Annotated in this window: 25 protein-coding genes and 2 tRNA genes; 15 read left to right on the top strand and 12 right to left on the bottom strand. The window is 63.3% G+C overall.

Going from position 1 to position 24,807, the window contains the following annotated elements:
* The coding region (locus tag MRY84_RS03320; protein ID WP_291504332.1) for an HD domain-containing protein at positions 1-1,364 on the top strand (1,364 nt) is incomplete at its 5' end.
* A gap of 87 nt (positions 1,365-1,451) precedes the next feature.
* On the opposite strand, the gene def is transcribed toward MRY84_RS03320, so the two are convergent.
* Positions 1,452-1,991, bottom strand: a complete 540-nt coding sequence (gene def, locus MRY84_RS03315; RefSeq protein ID WP_291504331.1) for a peptide deformylase — start codon at positions 1,989-1,991, stop codon at positions 1,452-1,454.
* A gap of 95 nt (positions 1,992-2,086) precedes the next feature.
* Between def and MRY84_RS03310 the strand changes: the two genes are divergently transcribed.
* From MRY84_RS03310 to MRY84_RS03285, 6 genes are all read left to right on the top strand, one after another.
* Positions 2,087-2,506 (top strand): YbaN family protein, encoded by a 420-nt coding sequence (locus MRY84_RS03310; protein ID WP_291504330.1) that lies wholly within the window; start codon positions 2,087-2,089, stop codon positions 2,504-2,506.
* Positions 2,507-2,574: 68 nt separating this feature from the next.
* Positions 2,575-2,650: transfer RNA gene (locus tag MRY84_RS03305), tRNA-Asn, on the top strand.
* A gap of 52 nt (positions 2,651-2,702) precedes the next feature.
* Positions 2,703-2,778, top strand: a tRNA-Asn gene (locus MRY84_RS03300).
* 106 nt (positions 2,779-2,884) lie between these two features.
* Complete coding sequence (gene aat, locus MRY84_RS03295) at positions 2,885-3,640, top strand: leucyl/phenylalanyl-tRNA--protein transferase (protein ID WP_291504333.1); 756 nt, start codon at positions 2,885-2,887, stop codon at positions 3,638-3,640.
* On the top strand, positions 3,637-4,392 hold the full coding sequence (locus MRY84_RS03290; protein ID WP_291504329.1) for an arginyltransferase: 756 nt from the start codon (positions 3,637-3,639) through the stop codon (positions 4,390-4,392). Before aat ends, MRY84_RS03290 begins: the two co-directional genes overlap by 4 nt.
* 56 nt (positions 4,393-4,448) lie before the next feature.
* Positions 4,449-5,276: an IclR family transcriptional regulator gene (locus tag MRY84_RS03285; protein ID WP_291504328.1), complete on the top strand. Its 828-nt coding sequence runs from the start codon at positions 4,449-4,451 to the stop codon at positions 5,274-5,276.
* 124 nt (positions 5,277-5,400) lie between these two features.
* Here MRY84_RS03285 and pbpG read toward each other — a convergent pair whose 3' ends face one another.
* The 6 genes from pbpG to MRY84_RS03255 form a co-directional block, all read right to left on the bottom strand.
* Positions 5,401-6,471, bottom strand: coding sequence for a D-alanyl-D-alanine endopeptidase (gene pbpG / locus MRY84_RS03280; RefSeq protein WP_291504327.1), 1,071 nt, complete (start codon positions 6,469-6,471; stop codon positions 5,401-5,403).
* 115 nt (positions 6,472-6,586) lie between these two features.
* Positions 6,587-8,125, bottom strand: coding sequence for a 2-isopropylmalate synthase (locus MRY84_RS03275; RefSeq protein ID WP_291504326.1), 1,539 nt, complete (start codon positions 8,123-8,125; stop codon positions 6,587-6,589).
* Positions 8,126-8,338: 213 nt separating this feature from the next.
* Positions 8,339-9,172, bottom strand: coding sequence for a CDP-diacylglycerol--serine O-phosphatidyltransferase (pssA, locus tag MRY84_RS03270; RefSeq protein WP_291504325.1), 834 nt, complete (start codon positions 9,170-9,172; stop codon positions 8,339-8,341).
* A gap of 200 nt (positions 9,173-9,372) precedes the next feature.
* Positions 9,373-10,389 carry a ketol-acid reductoisomerase gene (gene ilvC / locus MRY84_RS03265; RefSeq protein ID WP_015013660.1) on the bottom strand — a complete coding sequence of 339 codons (1,017 nt, stop codon included), beginning with the start codon at positions 10,387-10,389 and terminating at the stop codon, positions 9,373-9,375.
* A gap of 63 nt (positions 10,390-10,452) precedes the next feature.
* Positions 10,453-10,944: an acetolactate synthase small subunit gene (gene ilvN, locus MRY84_RS03260; protein ID WP_291504324.1), complete on the bottom strand. Its 492-nt coding sequence runs from the start codon at positions 10,942-10,944 to the stop codon at positions 10,453-10,455.
* A gap of 146 nt (positions 10,945-11,090) precedes the next feature.
* A complete protein-coding gene (locus MRY84_RS03255) occupies positions 11,091-12,884 on the bottom strand; it encodes an acetolactate synthase 3 catalytic subunit (RefSeq protein ID WP_291504323.1) in 1,794 nt (597 codons plus the stop codon).
* 295 nt (positions 12,885-13,179) lie between these two features.
* On the opposite strand from MRY84_RS03255, the gene MRY84_RS03250 reads away from it, so the two are divergent.
* The 6 genes from MRY84_RS03250 to MRY84_RS03225 all read left to right on the top strand — a co-directional run bounded on the left by MRY84_RS03250 (position 13,180) and on the right by MRY84_RS03225 (position 16,749).
* The gene (locus MRY84_RS03250; RefSeq protein ID WP_291504322.1) at positions 13,180-13,749 is read left to right on the top strand and encodes an RNA polymerase sigma factor; all 570 of its coding nucleotides are present in this window, start codon (positions 13,180-13,182) and stop codon (positions 13,747-13,749) included.
* Complete coding sequence (locus MRY84_RS03245) at positions 13,746-14,198, top strand: DUF3619 family protein (RefSeq protein WP_291504321.1); 453 nt, start codon at positions 13,746-13,748, stop codon at positions 14,196-14,198. Before MRY84_RS03250 ends, MRY84_RS03245 begins: the two co-directional genes overlap by 4 nt.
* 22 nt (positions 14,199-14,220) lie before the next feature.
* Positions 14,221-15,099: a DUF3106 domain-containing protein gene (locus MRY84_RS03240; RefSeq protein WP_291504320.1), complete on the top strand. Its 879-nt coding sequence runs from the start codon at positions 14,221-14,223 to the stop codon at positions 15,097-15,099.
* A gap of 108 nt (positions 15,100-15,207) precedes the next feature.
* Complete coding sequence (locus MRY84_RS03235) at positions 15,208-15,696, top strand: RDD family protein (RefSeq protein ID WP_291504319.1); 489 nt, start codon at positions 15,208-15,210, stop codon at positions 15,694-15,696.
* Between the two features lie 55 nt (positions 15,697-15,751).
* Entirely contained in the window at positions 15,752-16,156 is a 405-nt protein-coding gene (locus MRY84_RS03230; protein ID WP_291504318.1) for a diacylglycerol kinase, read from the top strand.
* On the top strand, positions 16,156-16,749 hold the full coding sequence (locus MRY84_RS03225; RefSeq protein ID WP_291504317.1) for a TIGR00730 family Rossman fold protein: 594 nt from the start codon (positions 16,156-16,158) through the stop codon (positions 16,747-16,749). Before MRY84_RS03230 ends, MRY84_RS03225 begins: the two co-directional genes overlap by 1 nt.
* A 142-nt stretch (positions 16,750-16,891) precedes the next feature.
* On the opposite strand, the gene MRY84_RS03220 is transcribed toward MRY84_RS03225, so the two are convergent.
* On the bottom strand, positions 16,892-17,230 hold the full coding sequence (locus tag MRY84_RS03220; protein ID WP_291504316.1) for a P-II family nitrogen regulator: 339 nt from the start codon (positions 17,228-17,230) through the stop codon (positions 16,892-16,894).
* A 60-nt stretch (positions 17,231-17,290) separates the two neighbouring features.
* The gene (locus tag MRY84_RS03215; RefSeq protein WP_291504315.1) at positions 17,291-18,949 is read right to left on the bottom strand and encodes an NAD+ synthase; all 1,659 of its coding nucleotides are present in this window, start codon (positions 18,947-18,949) and stop codon (positions 17,291-17,293) included.
* Positions 18,950-19,029: 80 nt separating this feature from the next.
* Between MRY84_RS03215 and MRY84_RS03210 the strand changes: the two genes are divergently transcribed.
* Both MRY84_RS03210 and MRY84_RS03205 read left to right on the top strand, forming a co-directional pair.
* Positions 19,030-20,394, top strand: a complete 1,365-nt coding sequence (locus MRY84_RS03210) for a GNAT family N-acetyltransferase (protein WP_291504314.1) — start codon at positions 19,030-19,032, stop codon at positions 20,392-20,394.
* Positions 20,395-20,697: 303 nt separating this feature from the next.
* A complete protein-coding gene (locus tag MRY84_RS03205; RefSeq protein ID WP_291504313.1) occupies positions 20,698-21,504 on the top strand; it encodes an alpha/beta fold hydrolase in 807 nt (268 codons plus the stop codon).
* Between the two features lie 128 nt (positions 21,505-21,632).
* Here the strand turns inward: MRY84_RS03205 and MRY84_RS03200 are convergent, their stop codons facing one another.
* From MRY84_RS03200 to ppa, 3 genes are all read right to left on the bottom strand, one after another.
* Positions 21,633-22,028, bottom strand: coding sequence for a bacteriocin (locus MRY84_RS03200; protein WP_291504312.1), 396 nt, complete (start codon positions 22,026-22,028; stop codon positions 21,633-21,635).
* A gap of 200 nt (positions 22,029-22,228) precedes the next feature.
* On the bottom strand, positions 22,229-24,034 hold the full coding sequence (locus MRY84_RS03195) for a methyl-accepting chemotaxis protein (protein WP_291504311.1): 1,806 nt from the start codon (positions 24,032-24,034) through the stop codon (positions 22,229-22,231).
* Between the two features lie 277 nt (positions 24,035-24,311).
* A partial coding sequence (gene ppa, locus MRY84_RS03190) for an inorganic diphosphatase (protein WP_291504310.1) occupies positions 24,312-24,807 on the bottom strand: 496 nt, incomplete at its 5' end.

Raw genomic sequence — 24,807 nt, 5'->3', positions numbered from 1 at the left:
GCATCACGCACGCGTTCCGGCTGATGAACCAGACCTCGGTGCTGGGACGCTACCTGTGGGTCTTCCGCCGCATCGTCGGGCGCATGCAGCACGACCTGTTCCACGTCTACACGGTGGACCAGCACATCCTGATGGTGCTGCGCAATGTGCGTCGCTTCTTCATGGCCGAACACGCGCACGAATACCCTTTCTGCTCGCAGCTGGCGGGCGGCTGGGACAAGCCCTGGATCCTGTACCTGGCTGCGCTGTTCCACGACATCGGCAAGGGCCGGGGCGGCGACCATTCGGTCATCGGCGCACAGGAAGTACGGCGGTTTTGCCGCGAGCACGGAGTGGACCGGCAGGACGCCAAGCTGGTCGAATTCCTGGTGAGCGAGCACCTCTCGATGAGCCGCATTGCGCAGAAGGAAGACCTGTCGGATCCGGACGTGATTGCGGCCTTTGCGCGCCGCGTGGGCAACGAGCGCTACCTGACCGCGCTGTACCTGCTCACCGTGGCCGACATCCGCGGCACCAGCCCCAAGGTGTGGAATGCCTGGAAGGGCAAGCTGCTCGAAGACCTGTACCGCGCCACGCTGCGCACGCTCGGCGGCCGCGCCCCCGACGCCGCGGCCGAGATCGAGGCCCGCAAACGCGAGGCGCTGGTGCTGCTGGCTCTGAACGCCCTGCCCTTCGAAGCGCACAAGAAGCTCTGGGAAACGCTGGACGTGAGCTACTTCATGCGCCACGAGGCAGCCGACATCGCTTGGCACACCCGCCACCTCTCGCGCCATGTAGGCACAGCAAAACCCGTGGTGCGCGCGCGCCAGTCCCTCGCGGGCGAGGGGCTGCAAGTGATGGTGTATGCCCCCGACCAGGCCGACCTGTTCGCGCGCATCTGCGGCTATTTCGACCGAGCAGGGTTTTCCATCCTGGACGCCCGGGTGCACACCGCCAACAACGGCTACGCGCTCGACACCTTCCAAGTGGTGGCCTCATCGCAGCCCGGGCACTACCGTGAGCTCACGCACATGGTCGAGAGCGATCTGGTCCGCACCATTGAAACCGGAGGCCCGCTGCCCGAACCCGCGCGCAAGCGCGTCTCGCGCCGGGTCAAAAGCTTTCCAGTGGCGCCGCGCGTCACCCTTCGGCCGGATGAAAAAGCGCAGCGCTGGCTGCTGGCCATCTCGGCCGCCGACCGCGCCGGCCTGCTCTACCTGGTGGCCCGCATCCTGGCGCAGCACCACCTGAGCGTGCAGCTGGCCAAGGTGAGCACCCTGGGCGAGCGAGTGGAGGATACCTTCCTCATCCAGGGCCCCGAGCTGCAGAACAATGCGCGCCAGATCCAGATCGAAACCGAGCTGCTGGGTGCGCTTTCGGACTGAAGTACGAGCATGTCAGTTCGCGAAGTCACTATTGAATTTATAGCTGCTCGCGCTTGATGCATAAGCGCTGCAGCCATTTTCTAACCATCAGTCATCTTCCATAACCCCGATGTCGGGAAACAACACATCGGTAAAACCAAACTGCGTGAAGTCCCGCACTCGCATCGGGTAGAGCTTGCCGATGAGGTGATCGCACTCATGCTGCACCACGCGGGCGTGGAAGCCCTCCACCGTCCGGTCAATAGGATCGCCGTACGGGTCAAAACCCGTATAGCGAATGCGCGACCAGCGCGGCACCTTGCCCCGCAGGCCGGGCACGGAGAGGCAACCTTCCCAATCCTCCTCCTCGGCATCGCCCAGCGGCGTTACCACCGGATTGAGCAGCACCGTAGGGGGCACCAGGGGCCGGTCGGGATAGCGCGGGTTGCGCTCATTCGATCCAAAGATGACGAGTTGCAGATCCACGCCAATCTGCGGCGCTGCAAGGCCTGCGCCATTGACCGCGCGCATGGTGTCAAACATGTCGCGCACCAGAAGATGCAGGGCATCCGTATCGAATTCGGTCACGGGCTGGGCCACCCGCAGCAAGCGCGGATCGCCCATCTTCAGGATGGTGTGGATGGTCATCGGTGAACACTGGGAGGTGATGGAGCGGCGCAGCACTGGCACCAAGCTTCAGCATAACGCGGTGCGCCACTCTCCGCGGCCTTCACAATAGCGACATGCCAGTGCAACCATCCGAGCCCGCCGATCCTCACGCGCCGCCCCTGCGGCCGCTCCCCTGGCCCGTGCGATGGCTGCTGCTCGCCTTTTCAGTGCTGTGCCTGGTGATGGGCATCATCGGCGTCATCGTGCCCGGCCTGCCGACCACGGTGTTCATTCTGATGGCAGCATGGGCGGCGGCGCGAAGCTCACCGCGGCTTTATCGCTGGCTCTGGAACCACCGCCTGTTCGGTCCCTTGCTTCGCAACTGGGCCCAGGGGGGCAAAGTCAGCCGTCGGGCCAAATGGAGCGCCACGGCGCTCATGGCGCTCAGCGGCGCCGTCTTGTTTGCTACATCTGCCCGCCCCTGGGTTGCAGCCACCGCCACCACGTGCATGGTTTGCGTGGCCATCTGGCTGTGGCGTCGGCCAGAACCTTGAATCCCTCGCAGTTCAAGCCCGCGAATCGTCAGATCCCCTGTTTTTTGTGTATATAATCTAAGTCTTGTTCCTCGATAGCTCAGTCGGTAGAGCGCCGGACTGTTAATCCGTAGGTCCCTGGTTCGAGCCCAGGTCGAGGAGCCAAGAATTTGCAGGCCCTGCATGAGTCAAGCGGGGCCTTTTACATACCGATCATTCCTCGATAGCTCAGTCGGTAGAGCGCCGGACTGTTAATCCGTAGGTCCCTGGTTCGAGCCCAGGTCGAGGAGCCAACATCAACCCACCATGTTTGCGCATGGTGGGTTTTTTGTTTTTCCCGGCAAACCTTGTCGACCTTGCGGTTGCCGGACAATCGGCCCATTTGCCCGCCCGACATCCATGCGCCCCCAACTACCTTGGCTGGAGCCCAATGATCCCTTCCCGCCGCCCGAAAGTGCCTGGGGGCCGGAGGCGCCAGCCCCAGGGCTGCTCGCCGCGGGTGGCTCGCTCGATGCCGCACACCTTCAAGCTGCCTACGGCCAGGGCACCTTTCCGTGGTATGGGCCCGATCAGCCCATCCTGTGGTGGGCACCCGACCCCCGCATGGTCCTGCCAGTCGCAGAGTTCAGGCTGCACCGATCCCTTCGCCGGACCTTGCTAGCCTTCCGAGCGAGCGCAGCCTGCGAAATCAAGGTGGACACCGCCTTCCACAGTGTGATCCATGCATGCGCCACCAAGGAACGCAGCGGACAGGCCGGTACCTGGATCGTCCCTGAAATGATTGCCGCGTACGGAAACCTGCACACCTGCGGTCACGCGCACAGCGTCGAAACCTGGGTCGACGGACAGCTCATGGGCGGCCTTTACTGCGTAGCCCTTGGTCAAGCCGTGTTCGGCGAGTCGATGTTTGCCCACGCCACCGATGCATCGAAGATTGCGCTCGCCGCACTGGTGTGCCTATGCCGCCACCAAGGCGTGGCACTCATCGACTGCCAGCAGAACACGCGGCATCTGGCGTCGCTGGGAGCCCGCGAAATCCCCCGTGCAAAGTTTCTTGCCCATGTTCAGGCAGCCCGAAAGCTTCCCCCCTTCCCGTGGAAGTTTGACCCCGTATACTGGAACGAGCTATTGCCCCCGGTAGCCCTTTCGGCATGACGCAACTCAACGACCTCCCGCTGCAGACCCTGCAGTTCTATGCGACAGCACCCTACCCCTGCAGCTACCTGCCGGACCGCCAAGCACGCTCTCAGGTCGCAACCCCCAGTCATCTCATCCAAAGCGATGTGTATTCAGATCTGGTAGCGAAGGGCTTCCGCCGCAGCGGGATGTTCACCTACCGCCCCTATTGCGACGGCTGCCACGCCTGCACCCCGTTGCGCGTGCTGGTCAACGAGTTCCAGCCCGACCGAAGCCAGCGGCGGGCCGTCAGGCGCCACCAGAACTTGCAGGCACGGGTGCTGCGCCTGTGCTTTGTGCCCGAGCACTACCAGCTGTACCTGCGCTACCAGAACGGCCGGCATGCGGGCGGCGGCATGGACCATGACAGCATCGACCAGTACACACAGTTCCTGCTGCAAAGCCGGGTGAATTCACGCCTGGTGGAGTTCCGCGAAACCGATGCGAACGGCGAAGCGGGGGATCTGAAGATGGTCTCCATCCTCGACATGCTGGACGACGGGCTCTCGGCGGTCTACACCTTTTACGAGCCCGAACCACATTGCAGCTATGGCACCTACAACGTGCTGTGGCAGATTGAACAGGCACGCACGCTTCAGCTCCCGCACGTGTACCTGGGCTACTGGATAGAGGCCAGCCCGAAGATGAACTACAAGGCGCGCTTCCTGCCCCATGAGATCCGGACGGGCGGCGAATGGCAGAGGCCGGACCTCACAGGGGCCACCGGATGACGGCGGTTGCACATTTCACAAGATAAAATGGCCCAGCTTTTCGCTGTGTTGCCGCCATGAAAAAAAACGACCCGAGCCTCCCCGCCAAGCCCAGCGTACAAGTACTTGAGCGGATGTTTACGCTGATCGACGTGCTTGCGTCGCGCGAAGAAGCAATCTCCTTGAAGGAAATCAGCGAGAAGACCGGCCTGCACCCCTCCACCACGCACCGCATCCTGAACGACCTCACCATCGGCCGCTTCGTGGACCGCCCCGAATCCGGCAGCTACCGGCTTGGAATGCGGCTGCTGGAGCTCGGCAACTTGGTGAAAGCGCGCCTCAGCGTGCGGGATGCCGCCCTCATCCCCATGCGGAACCTGCACAAGCTCATCCAGCAGCCTGTCAACCTGAGCATGCGGCAGGGTGACGAGATCGTGTATGTGGAGCGCGCCTACAGCGAACGCTCGGGCATGCAGGTGGTACGTGCCATTGGCGGGCGCGCGCCCTTGCATCTCACATCGACAGGCAAGCTCTTCCTGGCGGTGGATGACCCTCAACGCGTACGGGCCTATGCGACCCGCACGGGCCTTGCTGGGCACACGCGCAACAGCATTACCCAGCTTTCCGTGCTGGAACGGGAGCTCGCCAAGGCCCGCCAGTACGGGATCGCACGCGACAACGAGGAGTTGGAACTGGGCGTGCGCTGCATGGCCGCGGGTGTCTATGACGACCAGGGAAAATTGGTCGCCGGGCTGTCCATTTCCGCCCCTGCAGACCGCCTGGACGAAGGCTGGCTTCCCAAGCTCCAATCCACCGCGCATGAAATTTCACTGGCCCTCGGCCACGCCCCAAGCGCGGAAACGATGGTCCCAGGCGAATCCGACCTGCACCCAAGCACGCGCTAACGGCGCTGCCGACCCTGCCCCCTCCCAGGGCCGGCTGAACGCGAACCCCACAAAGACAAAGGGCAGGCACGAAGCCTGCCCTGACGTGTGTTCCAGTAAAGCCTGATGAGCAGCCTGGCGCAGTTCAAGAACCTGCCCGAGCCTGCAACGGCGCCGTCAGCGATGGCATGGACTCCACCCAGTGCCGCACCCGCTCGGCGTCACCCAGACGGCTGAACTTGCCGGCCGAATCCAGGAACACCATGATGAGCTTGCGACCCGCAATCTGCGTCTGCATCACGAGGCACCGGCCGGCTTCCGAGATATAGCCCGTCTTTTGCAAACCAATGTCCCACGTCGGGTTCTTCACCAACCCATTGGTATTGTTGTACTGCAGCGTTTTCGGGCCCACCGCCACTTCATATCCTGGCGAAGTGGACAGCTCGCGCAGCAACGGGTCACCGTGCGCCACCTTGACCAGGACGGCCAGATCCCGCGCACTGGATTGGTTGCGGCTGGACAACCCGGTGGGCTCCACATACCGCGTGTCGGTCATGCCCAGCTGCCGGGCCTTGGCGTTCATCAAGGCCACAAAAACTTCCAGCCCGCCTGGATAAGTACGACCCAAGGCGTGCGCAGCACGGTTTTCACTCGACATGAGCGCCAGATGCAGCATTTCGCCGCGGGTCAAGGTGGAGCCGACCAGCAGCCGGGAGCGGCTGCCTTTTTCCGTATCCACGTCGTCTTGCGTGATGGTGATGGGCTCATCCATCGGCAGCTTGGCCTGCGAGATGATCATGCCCGTCATGAGCTTCGTCAGGGAAGCGATCGGCAACACGGCTTGGTCGTTCTTGCTGAGCAGGACTTCATTAGTGTCTTGATCAACGACCAGCGCCACGCTGGATTTCAGATCCAGCGGATCGCCCACTTCGTGCAATCCGGCCAATTGGCCAAACGACTGCTTGGGCGGAATAAAGGCAACGCGGGTAGGCGCCTTGGCTGTCTTCGCGGTAATGCGCACCGTCTTGGGAGAGGCCGCCACCTTGCGCACGGGCGCTGCGCGCTTGGCGTTTGTCGAACTGGCCTGCAGCTTTTTGGCTGGGGCCTTGGTGCGCTCACCCGAGTGCGCAACCGGCACAACCAGGGCCGCGCTGAGGAAAACAGCCCCGAGAAGTTGGAAAAAACGATTCACTGCGGCGCGGGGGCGATGGTGCATCAAAGTGCTCCAAAGGGTAAGAGGTGTTGAGCAGTGTACAGATTCAAAAAAAGTCGCGCAAGATCAACGTCTTGCGCGACTTTCCGAGAAAGTGAATGAATTATAAATTGATCAGTTAACCCTGCGCTGCCACCCGATCAGCTTTACTTTGTAACTTGTTCAGCGCGCTGAGGTAAGCCTTGGCCGACGCCACCACGATATCGGGGTCCGCCCCCACACCATTGACCACGCGCCCGCTGTTTTGCAGCCGCACAGTGACTTCGCCCTGACTTTCGGTGGAGCCACTGATGGCGTTCACGGAATACAGCACCATCTCCGCCCCACTCTTGACGTGCGATTCGATGGCCTTGAGAGACGCGTCGACAGGGCCGTTGCCTGCGGATTCGCCGCACACCTCCTGGCCATCGACCGTGAAGACGATGCGTGCTCGCGGTTGTTCGCCCGTCTCGCTCTGCTGGAACAGCGAGACAAAGCCGTATTGCTCCTTTTCCGCGGTCACGCTCTCGTCGCTCACCAGCGCCAGGATGTCCTCGTCAAAGATTTCGCTCTTGCGGTCGGCCAGTTCCTTGAACTTGGCAAACGCCACATTGATTTCGGTTTCGCTATCGAGCTGCACGCCCAGCTCTTGCAGGCGCTGCTTGAATGCATTGCGGCCGCTGAGCTTGCCCAGCACGATCTTGTTGGCGCTCCAGCCCACGTCTTCCGCGCGCATGATCTCGTACGTATCCCGCGCCTTGAGCACGCCATCCTGGTGGATGCCGCTGGCATGGGCAAAGGCGTTTGCGCCCACCACCGCCTTGTTGGGCTGCACCACAAAACCCGTGGTCTGGCTGACCATGCGGCTGGCCGCCACGATGTGCTGGGTGTCGATGCCCAAATCCAGGTTGAAATAATCACGGCGCGTTTTCACGGCCATCACCACTTCTTCGAGCGAACAGTTGCCCGCCCGCTCACCCAGGCCATTGATGGTGCATTCCACCTGGCGAGCGCCACCGATCTTCACGCCCGCGAGCGAGTTGGCCACCGCCATGCCCAGGTCGTTGTGGCAATGCACCGACCAGATCGCTTTGTCGCTGTTCGGAATGCGCTCGCGCAGCGTCTTGATGAAGTTGCCGTACAGCTCGGGAATGGCATAACCCACGGTATCGGGCACGTTGATGGTGGTGGCCCCTTCGGCGATCACGGCTTCGAGCACACGGCACAGGAAGTCCGGATCACTGCGATAACCATCTTCCGGGCTGAACTCGATGTCACCCACGAGGTTGCGCGCAAAGCGCACCGACTGCTTGGCCTGCTCCAGCACCTGCTCCGGAGTCATCCGCAGCTTCTTCTCCATGTGCAGAGGGCTGGTGGCGATGAAGGTATGGATGCGGGCGCTGTTGGCCCCAGCCAGCGCCTCGGCGGCGCGAGAGATGTCGCGGTCGTTGGCACGGGACAGCGAACAGATTGTGGAGTCCTTGATCGCGTTGGCGATGGCCTGCACCGCCTCGAAGTCGCCGTTGGAACTGGCAGCAAACCCTGCCTCGATCACATCCACCCGCAGGCGCTCGAGCTGCCGCGCAATGCGCAGCTTTTCGTCCTTGGTCATCGATGCGCCCGGAGATTGCTCGCCGTCCCGCAAGGTGGTGTCAAAAATGATCAGTTTGTCTGCCATGTCGTTCTCTCCTGGTAGGGGTGTGGGGTGGGGACCCACAACATCAAAAATCTGGCGCCCAAAGCAAAAGGCCCGTTGCGGGTGCATACGGGCCTTGTTGGAAAAAGTGTGCGCGTGCGCCTACCGTCTCCGCCCGTGGGGAGATAGCAGTAGTGCAATTGCAACCGTCTTCATGCAACGCAATGTAGCACAACTGAAACAGCGCAGCGGCCCTCACTTGTGCAGCCCGCGCTCATCCGGTTCATCCGTGGACGTGCTGATCACGCTGGTGTGCTGTCCTTTGGTCTTGCGCCAGACATATACGCCGTAGCCGCTCAGACCATAGAAGACAAACACGCCAAAAAGCACGATGGGCGGGTGGATGTTGATGATGGCGATGCCCAGGGCGATGAGGACGATGGCGGCAAACGGCACACTCTTCTTCATCTGGATGTCCTTGAAGCTGTAGAACGGCACGTTGGTCACCATGGTGAGCCCCGCATACAGCGTGAAGGCGAACATCACCCAGGTGATCTGGTGCCAGGTCAGCCATGCGTCCTCTCCAGGGCGTACGCCCAGTTCCGTCATCAACCAGATGAACCCGGCCACCAATGCGGCGGCAGCTGGCGAGGGCAGCCCCTGGAAGTAGCGCTTGTCCACCACGCCGGTGTTGACGTTGAACCGCGCAAGCCGTAGCGCCGCGCAAGCGCAGTACACAAACGCTGCAACCCACCCCCAGCGACCCAGGCCTTGCAAAGCCCATTCGTAGGCAATCAGCGCCGGTGCCGCACCAAACGACACCATGTCGGACAACGAGTCCATCTGCTCGCCGAAAGCGCTCTGGGTGTTGGTCATGCGCGCCACCCGGCCGTCCAGGCTGTCGAGCACCATGGCACAAAAGACCCCCACAGCAGCCATCTCGAAGCGCCCGTTCATGGCCATCACCACGGCATAGAACCCACCAAACAGCGCGGCCAGCGTGAACAGGTTGGGCAGGATGTAGATGCCCTTGCGCCGCTTGCGCACCATCACTTCGGTGCCCGGTGGGGATTCATTGCCGTCATGCATCAAACAGACCTCCAGCGCTTGCCTGCCAAGCGCAAGCAGCTATCAAATTTATAGTATTGAGTCATCATTCGTCCTGGATGCAAGGCAAATGCCCGCGCCGAGGCGAAGGCCGCAGTGTAGCGCCTCGTAACAGCGCCGCAGGCCAACAAAAAAGGCCACCGAAGTGGCCTTGCGGGTGCGTTCCTGCGCGCAGGAACAGCTCAGTTGCGGGTCTGGTCCACCAGCTTGTTCTTGGCGATCCACGGCATCATGGCGCGCAGCTGGCTGCCCACCTTTTCGATGGAGTGGTCAGCCGTGTTGCGGCGGCGGGCCGTCATCGATGGGTAGTTCAGGCGGCCTTCCTGGATGAACATCTTGGCGTAGTCGCCGTTCTGGATGCGCTTCAGGGCATTGCGCATGGCAGCGCGCGACTGCTCGTTGATCACTTCAGGGCCGGTCACGTACTCGCCGTACTCGGCGTTGTTCGAGATCGAGTAGTTCATGTTGGCAATGCCGCCTTCATAGATCAGGTCTACGATGAGCTTGAGCTCGTGCAGGCATTCGAAGTAAGCCATTTCAGGGGCGTAGCCCGCTTCGACCAGGGTTTCGTAACCCATCTTGATAAGTTCGACGGCGCCACCGCACAGCACGGCCTGTTCGCCGAACAGGTCGGTCTCGGTTTCTTCCTTGAAGTTGGTCTCGATGATGCCGGCCTTGCCGCCGCCGTTGGCTGCTGCGTAGCTCAGGGCCAGGTCACGGGCCTTGCCGGACTTGTCCTGGTGCACGGCAACCAGGTGGGGCACGCCGCCGCCTTGGGTGTAGGTGTTGCGCACGGTGTGGCCGGGGGCCTTGGGGGCAACCATCCAGACGTCCAGGTCAGCGCGGGGCACAACTTGGTTGTAGTGCACGTTGAAGCCATGGGCGAAGGCCAGCGATGCGCCTTGCTTGATGTTGGGTTCGACGTTGTTCTTGTAAACGGCTGCGATGTCTTCGTCAGGCAGCAGGATCATGACCACATCAGCGGCCTTCACGGCGTCGTTCACTTCCATCACTGTCAGGCCTGCCTTGCCGACCTTGTCCCACGATGCACCGCCCTTGCGCAGGCCGACCACCACCTTCACGCCGCTGTCATTCAGGTTTTGGGCGTGGGCGTGGCCCTGGCTGCCGTAGCCGATGATGGCCACGGTCTTGCCCTTGATCAGGCTCAGGTCGGTGTCTTTGTCGTAGAAAACTTTCATGGGTCGCTCCGGTTGAAATGCGTTGTTGGGGGTTGGAATTGGGAAAAAACGGGGTGAATTGTCTTACACGCGCAAAATGCGCTCGCCGCGGCCGATGCCGCTGGCACCCGTGCGCACGGTTTCCAAAATGGCCGAGCGGTCGATGGCCTGCAGGAAGGCGTCGTTCTTGGATTGGTCGCCGGTGAGCTCAATGGTGTAGCTCTTCTCGGTCACGTCGATGATGCGGCCGCGGAAGATGTCGGCCATGCGCTTCATCTCCTCGCGCTCCTTGCCCACGGCGCGCACCTTCACCATCATGAGCTCGCGCTCGGTGTAGGCACCTTCGGTGAGATCCACCACCTTCACGACCTCGATGAGGCGGTTCAAGTGCTTGGTGATCTGCTCGATCACGTCGTCGGAGCCCGTCGTCTGGATGGTCATGCGCGAGAGCGATGCATCCTCGGTGGGCGCCACGGTGAGCGACTCGATGTTGTAGCCACGGGCAGAGAACAGACCGACCACGCGCGAGAGCGCGCCAGGTTCGTTTTCCAGAAGAACGGCAATGATGTGCTTCATGATGAAAGATTCCTCTTTTCGCTGCCCTCCCCCGTGCACGGTAATGCATGGGCTTGGCAGGCAATAGATTCGTCAAAAAAAGTGATTGCTACTGATTTAGTAGCTACCGGCGCTTGACGGGCAAGTGCCAGGGGCCGATTAGGCGCTCAGAGGTCTTCCGACCCCAGCAGCATTTCGGTGATGCCCTTGCCGGCCTGCACCATCGGGAACACGTTCTCGGTGGGGTCGGTGCGGAAGTCCAGGAACACAGTGCGGTCCTTGAGCTTGCGAGCCTCGCGCAGGGCCGGTTCCACATCACGCGGATGCTCGATCAGCATGCCCACGTGGCCGTAGGCCTCGGCCAGCTTCACGAAGTTGGGCAGCGCGTCCATGTAGCTGTGGCTGTAGCGGCCGGAGTACTCGATCTCCTGCCACTGGCGCACCATGCCCAGGTAGCGGTTGTTGAGCGAGCAGATCTTGATCGGCGTGTTGTACTGCAGGCAGGTCGACAGCTCCTGGATGTTCATCTGCACCGAGCCTTCGCCGGTAATGCAGAACACCTCGGACTGCGGCTTGGCAAGCTTGATGCCCATGGCGTAGGGAATCCCCACACCCATGGTGCCCAGCCCACCGGAGTTGATCCAGCGGCGAGGCTCGTCGAAGCGGTAGTACTGCGCGGCCCACATCTGGTGCTGGCCCACGTCGGACGTGATGTAGGTGTCGGCGTCCTTGGTCATGTTCCACAGCGTTTCGACCACATACTGCGGCTTGATGACTTCCTGGTTGCCCCGGTCGTACTTGAGGCACTCGCGCTTGCGCCAGCCTTCGATGGTGTCCCACCAGGCCGCCAGCGCGCCCGCGTCAGGCCGGCTGCTGCTCTCGCGGATCATGGAGATCAGTTCGGTGAGGACATCCTTCACGTCACCGACGATCGGAATGTCCACTTTCACTCGCTTGGAGATGCTGGACGGATCGATATCGACATGGATGATCTTGCGATCGTTCTGCGCGAAGTGCTTGGGATTGCCGATCACGCGGTCATCAAAGCGTGCACCCACGGCCAGCAGGACGTCGCAGTTCTGCATGGCGTTGTTGGCCTCAATCGTGCCGTGCATGCCCAGCATGCCCAGGAACTTGCGGTCGCTGGCCGGATAGGCGCCCAGGCCCATCAGCGTATTGGTGACCGGGTAGCCCAGCATGTCCACCAGGGTGCGCAGCTCGTTGGTGGCATTGCCCAGCAGCACGCCGCCGCCGGTATAGATGTACGGGCGCTTGGCGGTCAGCAGCAGTTGCAGCGCCTTGCGGATCTGGCCGCCGTGGCCTTTGCGCACGGGGTTGTACGAGCGCATTTCCACGGATTGTGGATAGCCGCTGTAGGGCACCTTCTTGAAGGAGACGTCTTTCGGCACGTCCACCACCACGGGGCCAGGGCGGCCGGTGCGCGCGATGTGGAAGGCCTTCTTCATCGTCGCCGCCAGGTCGCGAGCGTCCTTGACCAAGAAGTTGTGCTTGACGATGGGGCGGGTAATGCCGACCGTGTCGCATTCCTGGAAGGCGTCAAGCCCGATGGCGGGCGTGGGCACCTGGCCAGAGATGATCACCATGGGGATCGAATCCATGTACGCGGTGGCGATGCCAGTGACGGCATTCGTCAGGCCAGGGCCGGAAGTGACCAGTGCGACGCCCACCTCGCCCGTCGCCCGGGCATAGCCGTCGGCGGCATGGACTGCGGCCTGCTCGTGGCGCACCAGCACGTGCTGGATGGCGTCTTGCTTGTAGAGCGCGTCGTAGATGTAAAGCACCGCGCCACCCGGATAGCCCCAGATGTACTGGACGTTCTCGGCCTGCAGTGCCTTGATGAGGATCTCGGACCCCATGAGATCCTGGGGGGCGGAAGCGGAGGAAGTGGCGCCCTGCGTGGCAGTGGCCGCTGAAGTGAGTTCAGCCTTGGAGATTTCCATGATCGATCAACCTTTGTGAATTTCTCTGACGAAAAACCTTGGGTGCTCCTCGCACGCGCTCTTGTGAAGCCAGCTTGGAACTTGAGGCCAAGGACATGGGCGGGATGATTGCCGCGCCGGACCGTGACCCGTTTGCCTTTTGAATTGCAGCGGGCATTATCGCACTGCAACACATGTAAAGCGAGAGCAGTCTCAAAAAAAACACCGGCCGATGCGATAATCGGGGGCTTGCCCGCGTCGAAGCGCAGTTTTCTTGCACTGCCGCGGCACCCCCATTCTCCCGGACTGCCTCGTCTTGGCCACCGAACAAGAACTATCCGATTTCCTCAAAAGTGTAGAAAAGCGCGCGTTCAAGCGCTCGCTCTACCATGTGCGTAACGAGGAGTCGGCACTTGATATTGTGCAAGACAGCATGCTCAAGCTGGCCGAACACTATGGGGACAAGCCTGCGGCCGAGTTGCCAATGCTCTACCAGCGCATCCTGTCCAACTGCACGCTGGACTGGTTTCGCCGCCAAAAGACGCGCAATGCACTGTTTTCGAGCATGAGCGACTTCGAAGGCCCTGGCGAAGATGGCATGGATTTTGATCTGTTGGAAGCGTACTCCGGCCCTGACGATGGCGAGCGCGCCGAAAGTGCCGAAGACCTGACGCGCAGGGCGCAGATCTTTCATGGCATCGAAGCCGAAATCGCCGAGCTGCCACCGCGTCAACGGGAAGCATTCCTGATGCGTTACTGGGAAGAAATGGATGTAGCAGAAACGGCAGCCGCGATGGGCTGTTCCGAGGGGAGCGTCAAGACGCACTGTTTTCGCGCCATACAAACCCTCAGCAAAGCCCTGAAGTCCAAAGGAATCGAGCCATGAACACTGTAGACACCCCCTCGGCACAAGCCCAAGCTGCAGCAGAGCGCTTTGCAATGCGCGTGACGGCACGGTTGTCCAGCGGCACCGCCGATTTGCCTTACGACATTTCCGAGCGTCTTCGCGCTTCACGCATGCAGGCTCTGGCCAAACGCAAGAAGGCCCCTGCCCCCATGCGGCTGGCCACGCCCGTGGTGGTGCAAGGCGGCGCAAGCGCGGCCCTGGGCCGCAGCGGCAAAGAACCCGGCGGCTGGTGGAGCGCGCTGGTTTCCGCCATTCCCTTGACAGCCCTGGTGGTGGGCCTGGTCGTTATCAACATCGCCCAGGACGAAAGCAGCGCGAACGATCTGGCCGAGGTGGACGCAGCCTTGCTGACCGATGATCTGCCGCCTGCCGCATATTCGGATCCCGGCTTCGTACAATTTCTGAAAACTTCCGCCTCGCCGAACTGAGGCTTACCCGGCCTCGCACTGCATGCACCCAAGCTCTCCCGACGCTTCCCCCGCCCTGCCAGCCATCGTGCTGGCTTTGGCGCTCTTGGGCGTGTTCGCAGCAGTGGGTGGTCAGGTGCTGATTCAAATGCGCATGGCCCCCGGCACCCTTCTGCCAGCGGGTGCCGAAGCGGCGGTGGCCAGCCCCAACAATGCCCGCACGCCAGCCCAGCCAGGCGCCATCGCGGTACCGCAGGTTGAAACCGGACCCGGCTGGGAAACCCTGACCACGCCCCAAAAGCTGGCCTTGTACCCGCTGGCCGAGCGCTGGGCCCTGATCAGCGAGGCCCAAAAGCGCCGCTGGCTGGCATTGGCAGCCACGTTTTCATCCCTCCCCGAAGACGAACAAGCCAAGTTCCACGACCGCATGACAGACTGGGCCAGCCTGAGTGCACAGCAGCGCAACCAGGCCCGGCTGAACTACGCGGTGACCAACAAGCTCGCCCGGGACGATAAACGCGCCCAGTGGGAGGCCTACCAGGCGCTGTCTGAGGAAGAAAAGCGGGCGCTGGCGGCGCGCGCTGCCCCCAAGCCCAAGGGCGCCGCGACCGCGCTGCGGCCGGTATCGCCCAAGAAGCTGGCGCAGGTTCCGGCCGCCACGCAGGCCAGCCCGACCCGCCCCAATGCACCGAAGATCCCCCCGGTGACGGACATTAGTGCACCGCGCATCGCCGCCCCGGTCCCGATGCCGGCACCCGCGACACCATCCAGCCCAAGCCCCTCCACCGTGGAGACTGCGCCTGTCTCGGTGCCGGTCGCCGTGCCAGCGGCCCTCCCGCCCCTCGGCAGTAGCTCGGCAGACATGCCCGCTGCCGCCAGCCAGCCGGTGACACCTGACAACTCCGGCCTGTATCCTCAGTAGGTTCGCCGACTGCCGGCGCTTCCTGCTTCGCCTTTGCCCTCCGGAATGACTGCCACCCCTCCTGCATCTGCGCCAGCGCCCACATCTCCTTCTGGCGCGCGCCAATCGATGGCCCCTGGCCACGCGCCCAACCTCTGGCGCCGCATGGCATGCTGGCTGTACGAAGGCATGCTCATGTTCGGCGTGGTCTTCATCGCCGGCTACCTGTTCGGCACCCTCAGCCAGACCCGCCACGCACTGGACAACCGCCATGCATTGCAAGCCTTTCTGTTCGTGGTGTTCGGAATTTATTTCACTTGGTTCTGGGCCAAGGGGCAGACACTGGCGCAGAAGACCTGGCACATCCGCGTGGTGGACTCCCATGGGCAGCCCATCACCCAGGCGCGCGCGTTACTGCGATATATATTGAGCTGGGTCTGGTTTCTCCCCCCATTGGCGGCTTATCTGTTCGGCGTCCCCGCTGTCGAGGTGCTCGTGCTGCTCTTCGGGTGGGTGGCCATCTGGGCCATCCTGAGCCGTTTCCATCCACAGCGGCAGTTCTGGCACGACGCATTCGCGGGCACCCGATTGGTGCACTTTCAGCCCATCAGAAAGTAGCGCGCCTGGCCCCGTCGGCGGCGCTGCCCTCCTTGTGCTGCGACACAATAGACCCATGCCTCTTTCCCATCCCCAGCCGGCAGCGCCCGCCAACCCTCAGAAGGCCCGCACGGGCTTGAATCGCATCTGGCATGCCGCGGGTTACTCCATCGAAGGCCTGCGGGCGGGCTGGCATGAAAAGGCATTTCGCCAGGAAGCCATTGCCGCCATGTTGCTGCTCCCCATTTCAGTGTGGCTGGGCAAAGGCTGGGTGGAGACAGCGCTGCTGGCAGGATCGGTGGTGATCGTGATGATTGTGGAGCTTCTCAATACCGGTATCGAGACTGCGATCGACCGCATCGGGCCGGAATGGCATGACTTGTCCAAGCGCGCCAAAGACATGGGCAGCGCGGCCGTTCTGCTGGCGCTGCTGCTGTGCGCGGGCATCTGGGGCGCAGCTGTAGCCCAAAGGATCTTTTGATGGCGGAACCGGCTTTTTCTGTGTGCGTGTATTGCGGCTCGCGCCCTGGCGAGAACCCCGCCTTTGCCGAAGCGGCCACTGCCGTCGGTCGCTGGATTGGCGGACACGGCGGACAACTGGTGTACGGCGGCGGCCGCAGCGGCCTCATGGGCACCGTGGCCGAGGCCACGCACTTGGCCGGCGGACGGGTCGTTGGCGTGATTCCCCAGGCGCTGGTAGACAAGGAACTGGCCAACCGCCAGTGCGACGAACTGCACATCGTGCAGACCATGCACGAGCGCAAGGCCATGATGGCCGAACGCAGCGATGCATTTTTGGCGCTGCCCGGTGGCATCGGTACGTTTGAGGAACTGTTTGAAGTGTGGACTTGGCGCCAACTGGGCTACCACGACAAGCCCCTGGGCCTGCTGAACGTGGCGAGCTATTACGACGGCCTGCTGGCCTTCCTGAACCACAGCGTGGCCAGCGCCTTCATGGGCGAATGGCAGATGGGCCTGCTGCACGCCGATACCGATGCCCACGCCTTGCTGCGCAGGCTGGTGCAAGATGCCAATCCCGACCAAACGCCCGTCCCGCTGCGCTCGGTGATCTAGCCACCCTCCAAAACTGGCGCGCCCCAGGCGAGGACCGCCGCTCAAGGGCCGCCCCGCCGCACTGGCGGTGTCCCCTTTTCCCGAATGGCGCAGCCATTCGAGAGAAGGGGGAAGGCGCGAAGCGCCTTAGGGGGAAGCCCCTTTACACAGCCGCGTCGTCTAGATCGCCAGTGCGAATGCGCACCACCCGCTCCACGGGCGTCACAAAGATCTTGCCATCGCCGATCTTGCCGGTGCGCGCCACGTTCACGATGGCGTCCACGCAGCGGTCCACGTCCTCGGTCTTCACCACGACCTCGACTTTTACCTTGGGCAGGAAGTCCACCACATATTCAGCGCCGCGGTACAGCTCGGTGTGGCCCTTCTGGCGGCCGAAGCCCTTCACTTCGGTCACCGTGAGGCCCGTCACGCCACATTCGGCCAGGGCCTCGCGGACTTCTTCGAGCTTGAAGGGCTTGATGACGGCAGTGATCATTTTCATGGTGGGTCTCCTGGAGGAAGTCAAAAAAAAGAGGCTGGATGAAGGCGCGGTGCCGAAGCGTCATGCGCGAAATTTGCTGGTGATAGGGTAGCGCCAGTCCTTACCGAAGCTGCGGCGGGTCACGCGAATCCCTACGGGCGCCTGACGGCGCTTGTATTCATTGAGCTTGATGAGCCGCGTGACGCGCTCGACGTCGGCCCGCGCAAAGCCGCCGGCGACGATGGACTCGATGGGCTCATCGTTCTCCATGTAGCGCGCCACGATGGCGTCGAGCACCTCATAGGGCGGCAGGCTGTCCTGGTCCTTCTGGTCAGGCCGCAGCTCAGCGCTGGGTGGGCGGGTGATGATGCGCTCCGGAATGGGGCTGGCGCCCGTGCCATACGGGTCGTTGGCGTTGCGCCAGCGCGCCAAGTCGAACACGCGCGTCTTGGCCACGTCCTTGATCACCGCAAATCCGCCCGCCATGTCTCCGTAGAGCGTGCAGTAGCCGGTGGCCATTTCGCTCTTGTTGCCAGTGGTGAGCACAATCGCCCCGAACTTGTTGGACAGCGCCATGAGCAGCGTACCCCGGATGCGGGCCTGCAGATTCTCTTCTGCGATGTCTTCGGGCAGGCCCGCAAAGTCGCTGGCCAGCGCGGCCTTGAAGGCCTCGAACTGCGGCCGGATGGGAATTTCGTCATAGCGCACGCCCAGCCGCATGGCCATGTCGCGCGCGTCGATCCAGCTGATATCGGCTGTGTAGGGCGAGGGCATCATCACCGTGCGGACCTTGTCAGCGCCCAGGGCATCGACGGCAATCGCCAGCACCAGGGCTGAATCGATGCCGCCCGACAAGCCCAGCAGCGCGCCCGGAAAGCCGTTTTTGCCCACGTAGTCGCGCACACCCAGCACCAGGGCATCCCACAGGTCAGCCTCCAGGCTCTTCTCTGGCGCCACTTCGGCTTCAATTTTGATAGCTGCTCGCGCTTGGTGGACCTGCGCAAACACCAGTTTTTCTTCAAATCCCGGTCCGCGACAGGCGACCGAACCATCGGTATTCAGAGCAAACGAGCGCCCTTCAAAAACGACCTCGTCCTGACCGCCGACCAGGTGAGCGTAGACGAGGGGTAGCCCCGTTTCGGCCACGCGCTCTCGCATGGTCGCTTCGCGCTCGGCGCTTTTACCCAGGTGGAACGGCGATGCATTGATGACCGCCAGCAGTTGCGCTCCGGCAGCTGCCGCGTCGCGTGCAGGGGCGGCAAACCAGGCGTCTTCGCAGACCAGCACGCCCACGCGCACGCCCTCGACCTCGAACACGCAGGGCGCCGTGCCCGCCACGAAGTAGCGGCGTTCATCAAACACCTGGTAGTTGGGAAGCTCCCGCTTGGCGTAGGTCTGCTCGACCTGCCCGTCGCGCAGCACGCTGGCGGCATTGAAGCAGGCGCTGAAGGCCGGCGCATCAGGCGTCACGGCCTGCGGGTGGCCCAGCACGATGGCCAGGCCCTTCAACCCTGCCGTCTCGCGGGCCACGGCTTTCACGGCATCATCACAGGCGGCAATGAAGGCGGGGCGCAGGAACAGGTCTTCGGCCGCATAGCCGCAGATGGCCAGCTCGGGCGTCAGCAGCAACCGCGCGCCCTGGGCGTGGGCCTCGCGGGCCGCCGCAATGATCTTTTGGGCATTGCCGGGCATGTCGCCCACGACAAAGTTGAGCTGCGCAGTGCAAATGGAGAGCGTCATGGAACTGGAATCGGCCCCTGCGGCCAAATGGAATACCGCCCGCGCGGTTGCGCCGCTTCAAAAGCAAAACCGGGGGGTGCATGGCTGAAGCTGCCATTATCGCGCGCGTAGTTGCTTCTCCGCTGGAGGTGGATGCCAAGGCCTGGAATGCCCTGCTGGCCCGGCAAGGCCATCCCACTCCCTTCATGCGGCATGAGTACCTCGCGGCCCTGCACGAGAGCGGTAGCGCCACGCCGCGCACAGGCTGGGCGCCGCGCTTCATGACCCTGTGGGAAGGCCAGGGCCAGGACGCAATGCTGGTGGCCGCCTGTCCGCTCTACCTCAAGAGCCATTCTTATGGCGAATACGTCTTCGACTGGGCGTGGGCCAGCGCGTACGAACAGCACGGCGTACCCTACTACCCCAAGGCCGTGATCGCCGTGCCCTTCACGCCCGTACCCGGCAGTCGCCTGCTGGCCCGCGACGAGGCGGCGCGTGCGCTGCTGGTGCAAGCGGTGGTTCAGTGGTGCGAGCAGGAAAACGTGTCGTCTGTTCATGTGCTGTTTGCCAGCGATGACGATGTGCGCACCAGTGCGCAGCAGGACCTGATGCTGCGTCACACCGTGCAATTCCACTGGAAGAATGTGGCCCCCACGCTCGGCACTGACGTGTCTTCGCTGCCCCCCGAGGGGGCGCTCGCCGCCTTGGGGCGGCCCGGCGGCGGCTCGTTGGCCCCCACGCTCGGCACTGGCGTGTCTTCGCTGCCCCCCGAGGGGGCGCTCGCCGCCTTGGGGCGGCCCGGCGGCGGCTCGGGCAGGCGGTTTGAGAGCTTCGATCATTTCGTGTCCACGCTCGCCCAAGACAAGCGCAAGAAGATCCGCCAGGAGCGCCGTCGCGTGGCCGAGGCTGGGGTGACGTTTCGCTGGGCGCGCGGCACGGACATCTGCGCTGCCGACTGGGACTTCTTCTACCGCTGCTACGAGCGCACCTACCTGGAACACGGCAACCCGCCCTACCTCACCCGGGACTTTTTTGCCCGCATGGCAGACCGGATGCCTGAGGCTTGGCTGCTCTTTGTGGCCGAGCGTGATGGTCAACCGATCGCTAGCAGTTTGATAGCAATTGGCGCTTGTTCAGCAAGCGCTGATGGTCAAAATAGCCAAGACCTCGTGGCCTACGGCCGCTATTGGGGCGCGCTGCAACGGGTGGACTGCCTGCATTTCGAGGCCTGCTACTATCAGCCTTTGCAGTGGTGCATCGAACACGGCGTGGCACGATTTGAAGGCGGCGCGCAGGGCGAGCACAAGATGGCCCGCGCACTGCTGCCAGTGCAGGCCACCAGCGCGCACTGGCTGGCCCACCCCGCGTTCGCCGAGGCGGTGGAGCGCTTTCTCGAGCGCGAGGGGACAGGCATCCGCGACTACCTGGACGAACTGAACGCGCGCAGCCCCTTCAGGCAAGGTTAGAAACGCTCCCATCCATCCAGACGCGCTCCGACCAGGCTCAACTCCTCGGCGTGGCAGGCACCACCCGGCTCGTCGCAGCAGAAAAGTCTCCCTCCAGCAGTACTCGCCTGTGCCACGGGGGCGTGGTTGGCACGGCATCCACCACGCCGGGTCGGCACCGTCATGCTCTGCCCTCATCCTGGCGTGCCATCATGGGATTGGAGAGCTAGCTCCAGTCGCGCACCGGCGTCCGGCGGCATAAAGTGCTACCTTCCACTGCGGCCCCAAAGCCCAGTGCGCCCCCCGTTTCTGACAGACGACCCGATGCCCCATTCCAGAAAAAAAACTGCCCATCCCCATCACATCCCCGCCCCGGGGCTTGCCTTGCTGGCGCTGGAGCTGCGGGTGCCCTGGGAGTTCGGAGCAGTGCTACCCGCCTGGCCCGTGCTGCAGCGCGCCCCGCTGGGCGACGGCCACACGGTGATCGTGTTCCCGGGCCTCACGGCGGGCGACGCAACCACCATCCCGCTGCGCCGCTACCTGGATTCGCGCAACTACGATACCCAGGGCTGGGGTCAGGGCCTGAACCTCGGCCCGCGCGATGGCGTGCTGGAGGCGGCCAAGCACCAACTGCGCGAGGCCGCACAAGCCAGCGGCGGCAAAGTGAGCCTGGTGGGCTGGAGCCTGGGCGGCGTGTACGCACGCGAACTGGCCAAGGAAATGCCCGATCTGGTGCGCTGCGTGATCACCTTGGGCACGCCATTCGCAGGCCCGCACACGTCAACCAATGCCTGGCGCATCTACCAGTTCGCCAGCGGCCGCGATGTCGAGCGCGAGACCGAACACTACAACCTGCCCGAGGCGCCTCCGGTGCCCACCACCAGCATTTTTTCGCGCACTGATGGCGTGGTGGCCTGGCGCGGCAGCATCCAGGCCCCGGCGCCGCACAACCCGCACACAGAGAACATCGAAGTCGTCGCCAGCCACTTCGGCATCGGACTGAACCCTAGTGCCTGGTGGGCCGTGGCCGATCGCCTGGGGCAACCGCACGGGCCGGAAGCAGTCTGGCAACCTTTTCAGCGCCCCCGCATTCCGGGCCTGCACCTGGTGTACCCCGATCCGCATCGGTAGCCGGACCTCAACCGAACGCAAGGGAAGCGTGTCAAGGTTCAGCCTCGCTCTGCTTCCTTTTTCATAGCTTTCAGTGTTTACCAATCAAGCGGTGAAGGCTGGTTTTGCTCGAATTTGAGCCATAGCGCTCAGCGCCGCAGGTTCTCCTGCTGGGTTTCGCCCACACGCGTCACCTCGCGCTCCTGGGGGCCGGGGACGGAGTCGGCAGGGTCGTCGATCTTGGCGGGTCCCGCGGCCACGCCGCCCAGGGCGCCAGCCACACCACCGACCACACCGCCCACCACCGCGCCGACCGGGCCGCCCACGGTGGAGCCCACCGCAGCCCCCGCAGCCGCACCGACGGCAGCCCCGCCGCCCACAGCCGCCGCGCCAGAGCCTTCCAAGACCTCGGCCTGGGGGCTTGGTTCGGCGCCATCACGCAAATTGGGGGTGGGGACGCTGGTATTGAGCGCGGATTGGTCGCGGCGCACCTGCTCGGCCAAATCGTTGTCTCGGTTCACCGCTTCGATGGTGGATGGGTTCATGGGAAGATCCTCGCAAGAGTGGAAGTCAATAAAAACGAGGGCAGCGCGAGCGCAGCCTTGCCTCTTTTCTAAGACTCTTCTCACCCGGGCGGCGCCGCCTTGCGGCCCCCCTGGCTGTCAGACAAGGGCTTAGGTTTACCCCGTGAACTCTGCATGTCCCCCGTGGGGCTGCCTTGCTCGCCTCAGCCCCGCCCCTCGCGTCAAAAGCTTTCCCAGTCGCCATCGCTCCCGCCTTTGGCTGGCGCGGGAGCTTGCGCTGAGGGCTTGCTGGAAGCGGGCGCAGGGGCAGCAGCTGCCGCGCGCGGCGCGGGGGCGGCCAGGCTGGCCAGCGGCTTGGCTTTGACTGGAGCAGCGGGCTTGCTGGCCACAGCGGCCGGGGCCGCCTGGGCGGGTGCCGGTATGGCCGCGGGCGCGGCGCTGGTGTACTGGCCCGCGTCCAGCTTGAACACGGCCACGGCATTCACCAGCTCGCCCGCCTGGGCGTTCAGCGCGCTTGCCGCCGCCGCCATCTCTTCCACCAGCGCTGCGTTCTGCTGCGTGGCCTGATCCATCTGCGTGACAGCTTCGCCCACCTGGCCCACGCCAGCGCTTTGTTCGCTGCTGGCCGCGCTGATCTCGCCCATGATGTCCGTCACCCTGCGGATGGCGGCCACCACTTCGGTCATGGTTGCGCCCGCCTTGTCCACCAGCGCGGTGCCCTGCTCCACCCGCTCCACGCTGGCCATGATCAGGGCCTTGATTTCCTTGGCGGCTTCCGCGCTGCGCCCGGCCAGGCTGCGCACTTCGCCAGCCACCACGGCAAAGCCCCGGCCCTGCTCACCAGCGCGGGCGGCTTCCACCGCGGCATTCAGCGCCAGGATGTTCGTCTGGAACGCGATGCCATCGATCACGCTGATGATGTCGGCGATCTTCCGGCTGCTGTCGTTGATGCCCTTCATGGTCTCGACGACTTCGGCGACCACATCGCCGCCCTGCACTGCGACGGAACTGGCGTTCACGGCCAACTGGTTGGCGGCGCGGGCGTTGTCCGCGTTCTGGCGCACGGTGGAGCCCAGCTCTTCCATCGAGGCGGCCGTCTCCTCCAGCGCGCTCGCCTGCTGTTCCGTGCGCGCGCTCAGGTCGTTGTTGCCCGAGGCAATCTGGGCACTGGCCGAGGCCACACCCTCGGCGTTGCTGCGCACGCCGGACACCACGTGCGCCAGATTGGCGCGCATGTCGCCCAACGCCACGAGCAATTGGCCCATCTCATCCTTGCCGCCCGGAGGCACCGTGGTAGTGAGGTCACCCTCTGCAATTGCACGGGCAGCACGCACGGCATGGTGGGCGGGCCTGGAAACGCTGCGCGTAATGCCAACACCCAGCAACATCGCCAACACCACACAGATGGCCAATGTGCCCAGCAGCCAAAGGCGCGCCCTGCCAAACACCTCGCGCCCCTCGGCGCTGGCTTGCAAGGCCGCCTCGGAATTGATCTTCTGCAATGCCCCCAGCGTTTCGGCAACAGCCACAAAGGCTGTCTCCGACTCCCCCGCGTAGAGCATGCCCAAAGCCTCGCCGGTAAGTTCCAGCGTTTCGGCGTTGGTGAAATCCACGCCTGAAGCAATCTCCAGCAACTTCGCCTGCAGCTTGATGTACTCGGCCTTGCGCCGCTTGTAGGCGGCATACGCCTCGCGCTCCTGGTCCTGATTGATCAGGGTCTCGTATGCAAGCTCCGTCTTCTCCAGGTCTTTATGGCGCAGCGCTACCTGCTCGGAAAACGCCTTGACTTCAGCCCCGCTGCGCGAGGTGACCACCCCGGCCTCCGAGCGCCGCATCCGGTTGAGCAGCACGCGCAGTTCACCCGTCTGCGCCACACTGGGTAGAAGGTTGGACGCAATTTCATCTGCTGCCTTGTGCATGCGGGACATCTGCGCCAGTGCCATTACTCCCAGCAAGGTGGTAAACAGCACGACGGCCAGAAATCCCGCGCCCAGCTTGACGCCGATGCGCAGATCGGAAATTCTCATGGATGCCCCCTCACATTGCGTTGTTGCCGATCCGGCCCGCCGATGCGTTCCCGTCGGTATTCAAAAGCGCCGCCCATCTGTAACAAAATTCAGTCTAGCAGCGGCTTGCGGTTGTGCGGGGTGGGCTTTCCCCTGAGAAGACAACGCCGTGGACTCCAAAAAAAAGCATGCGGGCTTTTGGCGCGCATGCTTTATCGGATGGACGCGGTTAGCTATCGTACTGATAGCAAACAGCTCCTTGCCATCACGCCTTGGAGGGCGAGATGTCAGATTTTTCTCAGGCTTTGGATTTCTTGAAAGCCTCGATACCGTCGGCCACTTCCTTCTTCGCCGCGTCAACGCCTTCCCAGCCCAGGACCTTGACCCACTTGCCCTTTTCCAGGTCCTTGTAGTGCTCGAAGAAGTGCGCGATGGCGTTGCGGCGCATCGCGTTCACGTCTTCAATGTTCTGCCAGTGGTCGTACATGGGCAGGATCTTGGACGTGGGCACCGCGATCACCTTGCCATCCACGCCTGCCTCGTCTTCCATCATCAGAATGCCCAGGGGGCGGCACGGCACCACCACACCGGGGTGCAGTGGGTACGGTGTGATCACCAGCACGTCCACCGGGTCGCCATCGCCCGACAGGGTTTGCGGCACATACCCGTAGTTGGTGGGATAGTGCATGGCCGTGGTCATGAACCGGTCGACGAAGATGGCGCCCGACTCCTTGTCCACCTCGTACTTGATGGGATCAGAGTTCATCGGAATTTCGATGACCACGTTGAAAGCG

This window comes from Acidovorax sp., assembly GCF_022763525.1.
In the GTDB taxonomy this organism is placed as follows: domain Bacteria; phylum Pseudomonadota; class Gammaproteobacteria; order Burkholderiales; family Burkholderiaceae_C; genus Acidovorax.
The sequence above is the reverse complement of the archived record's forward strand: the minus strand, read 5'-3'. Positions and strand labels throughout refer to the sequence as shown.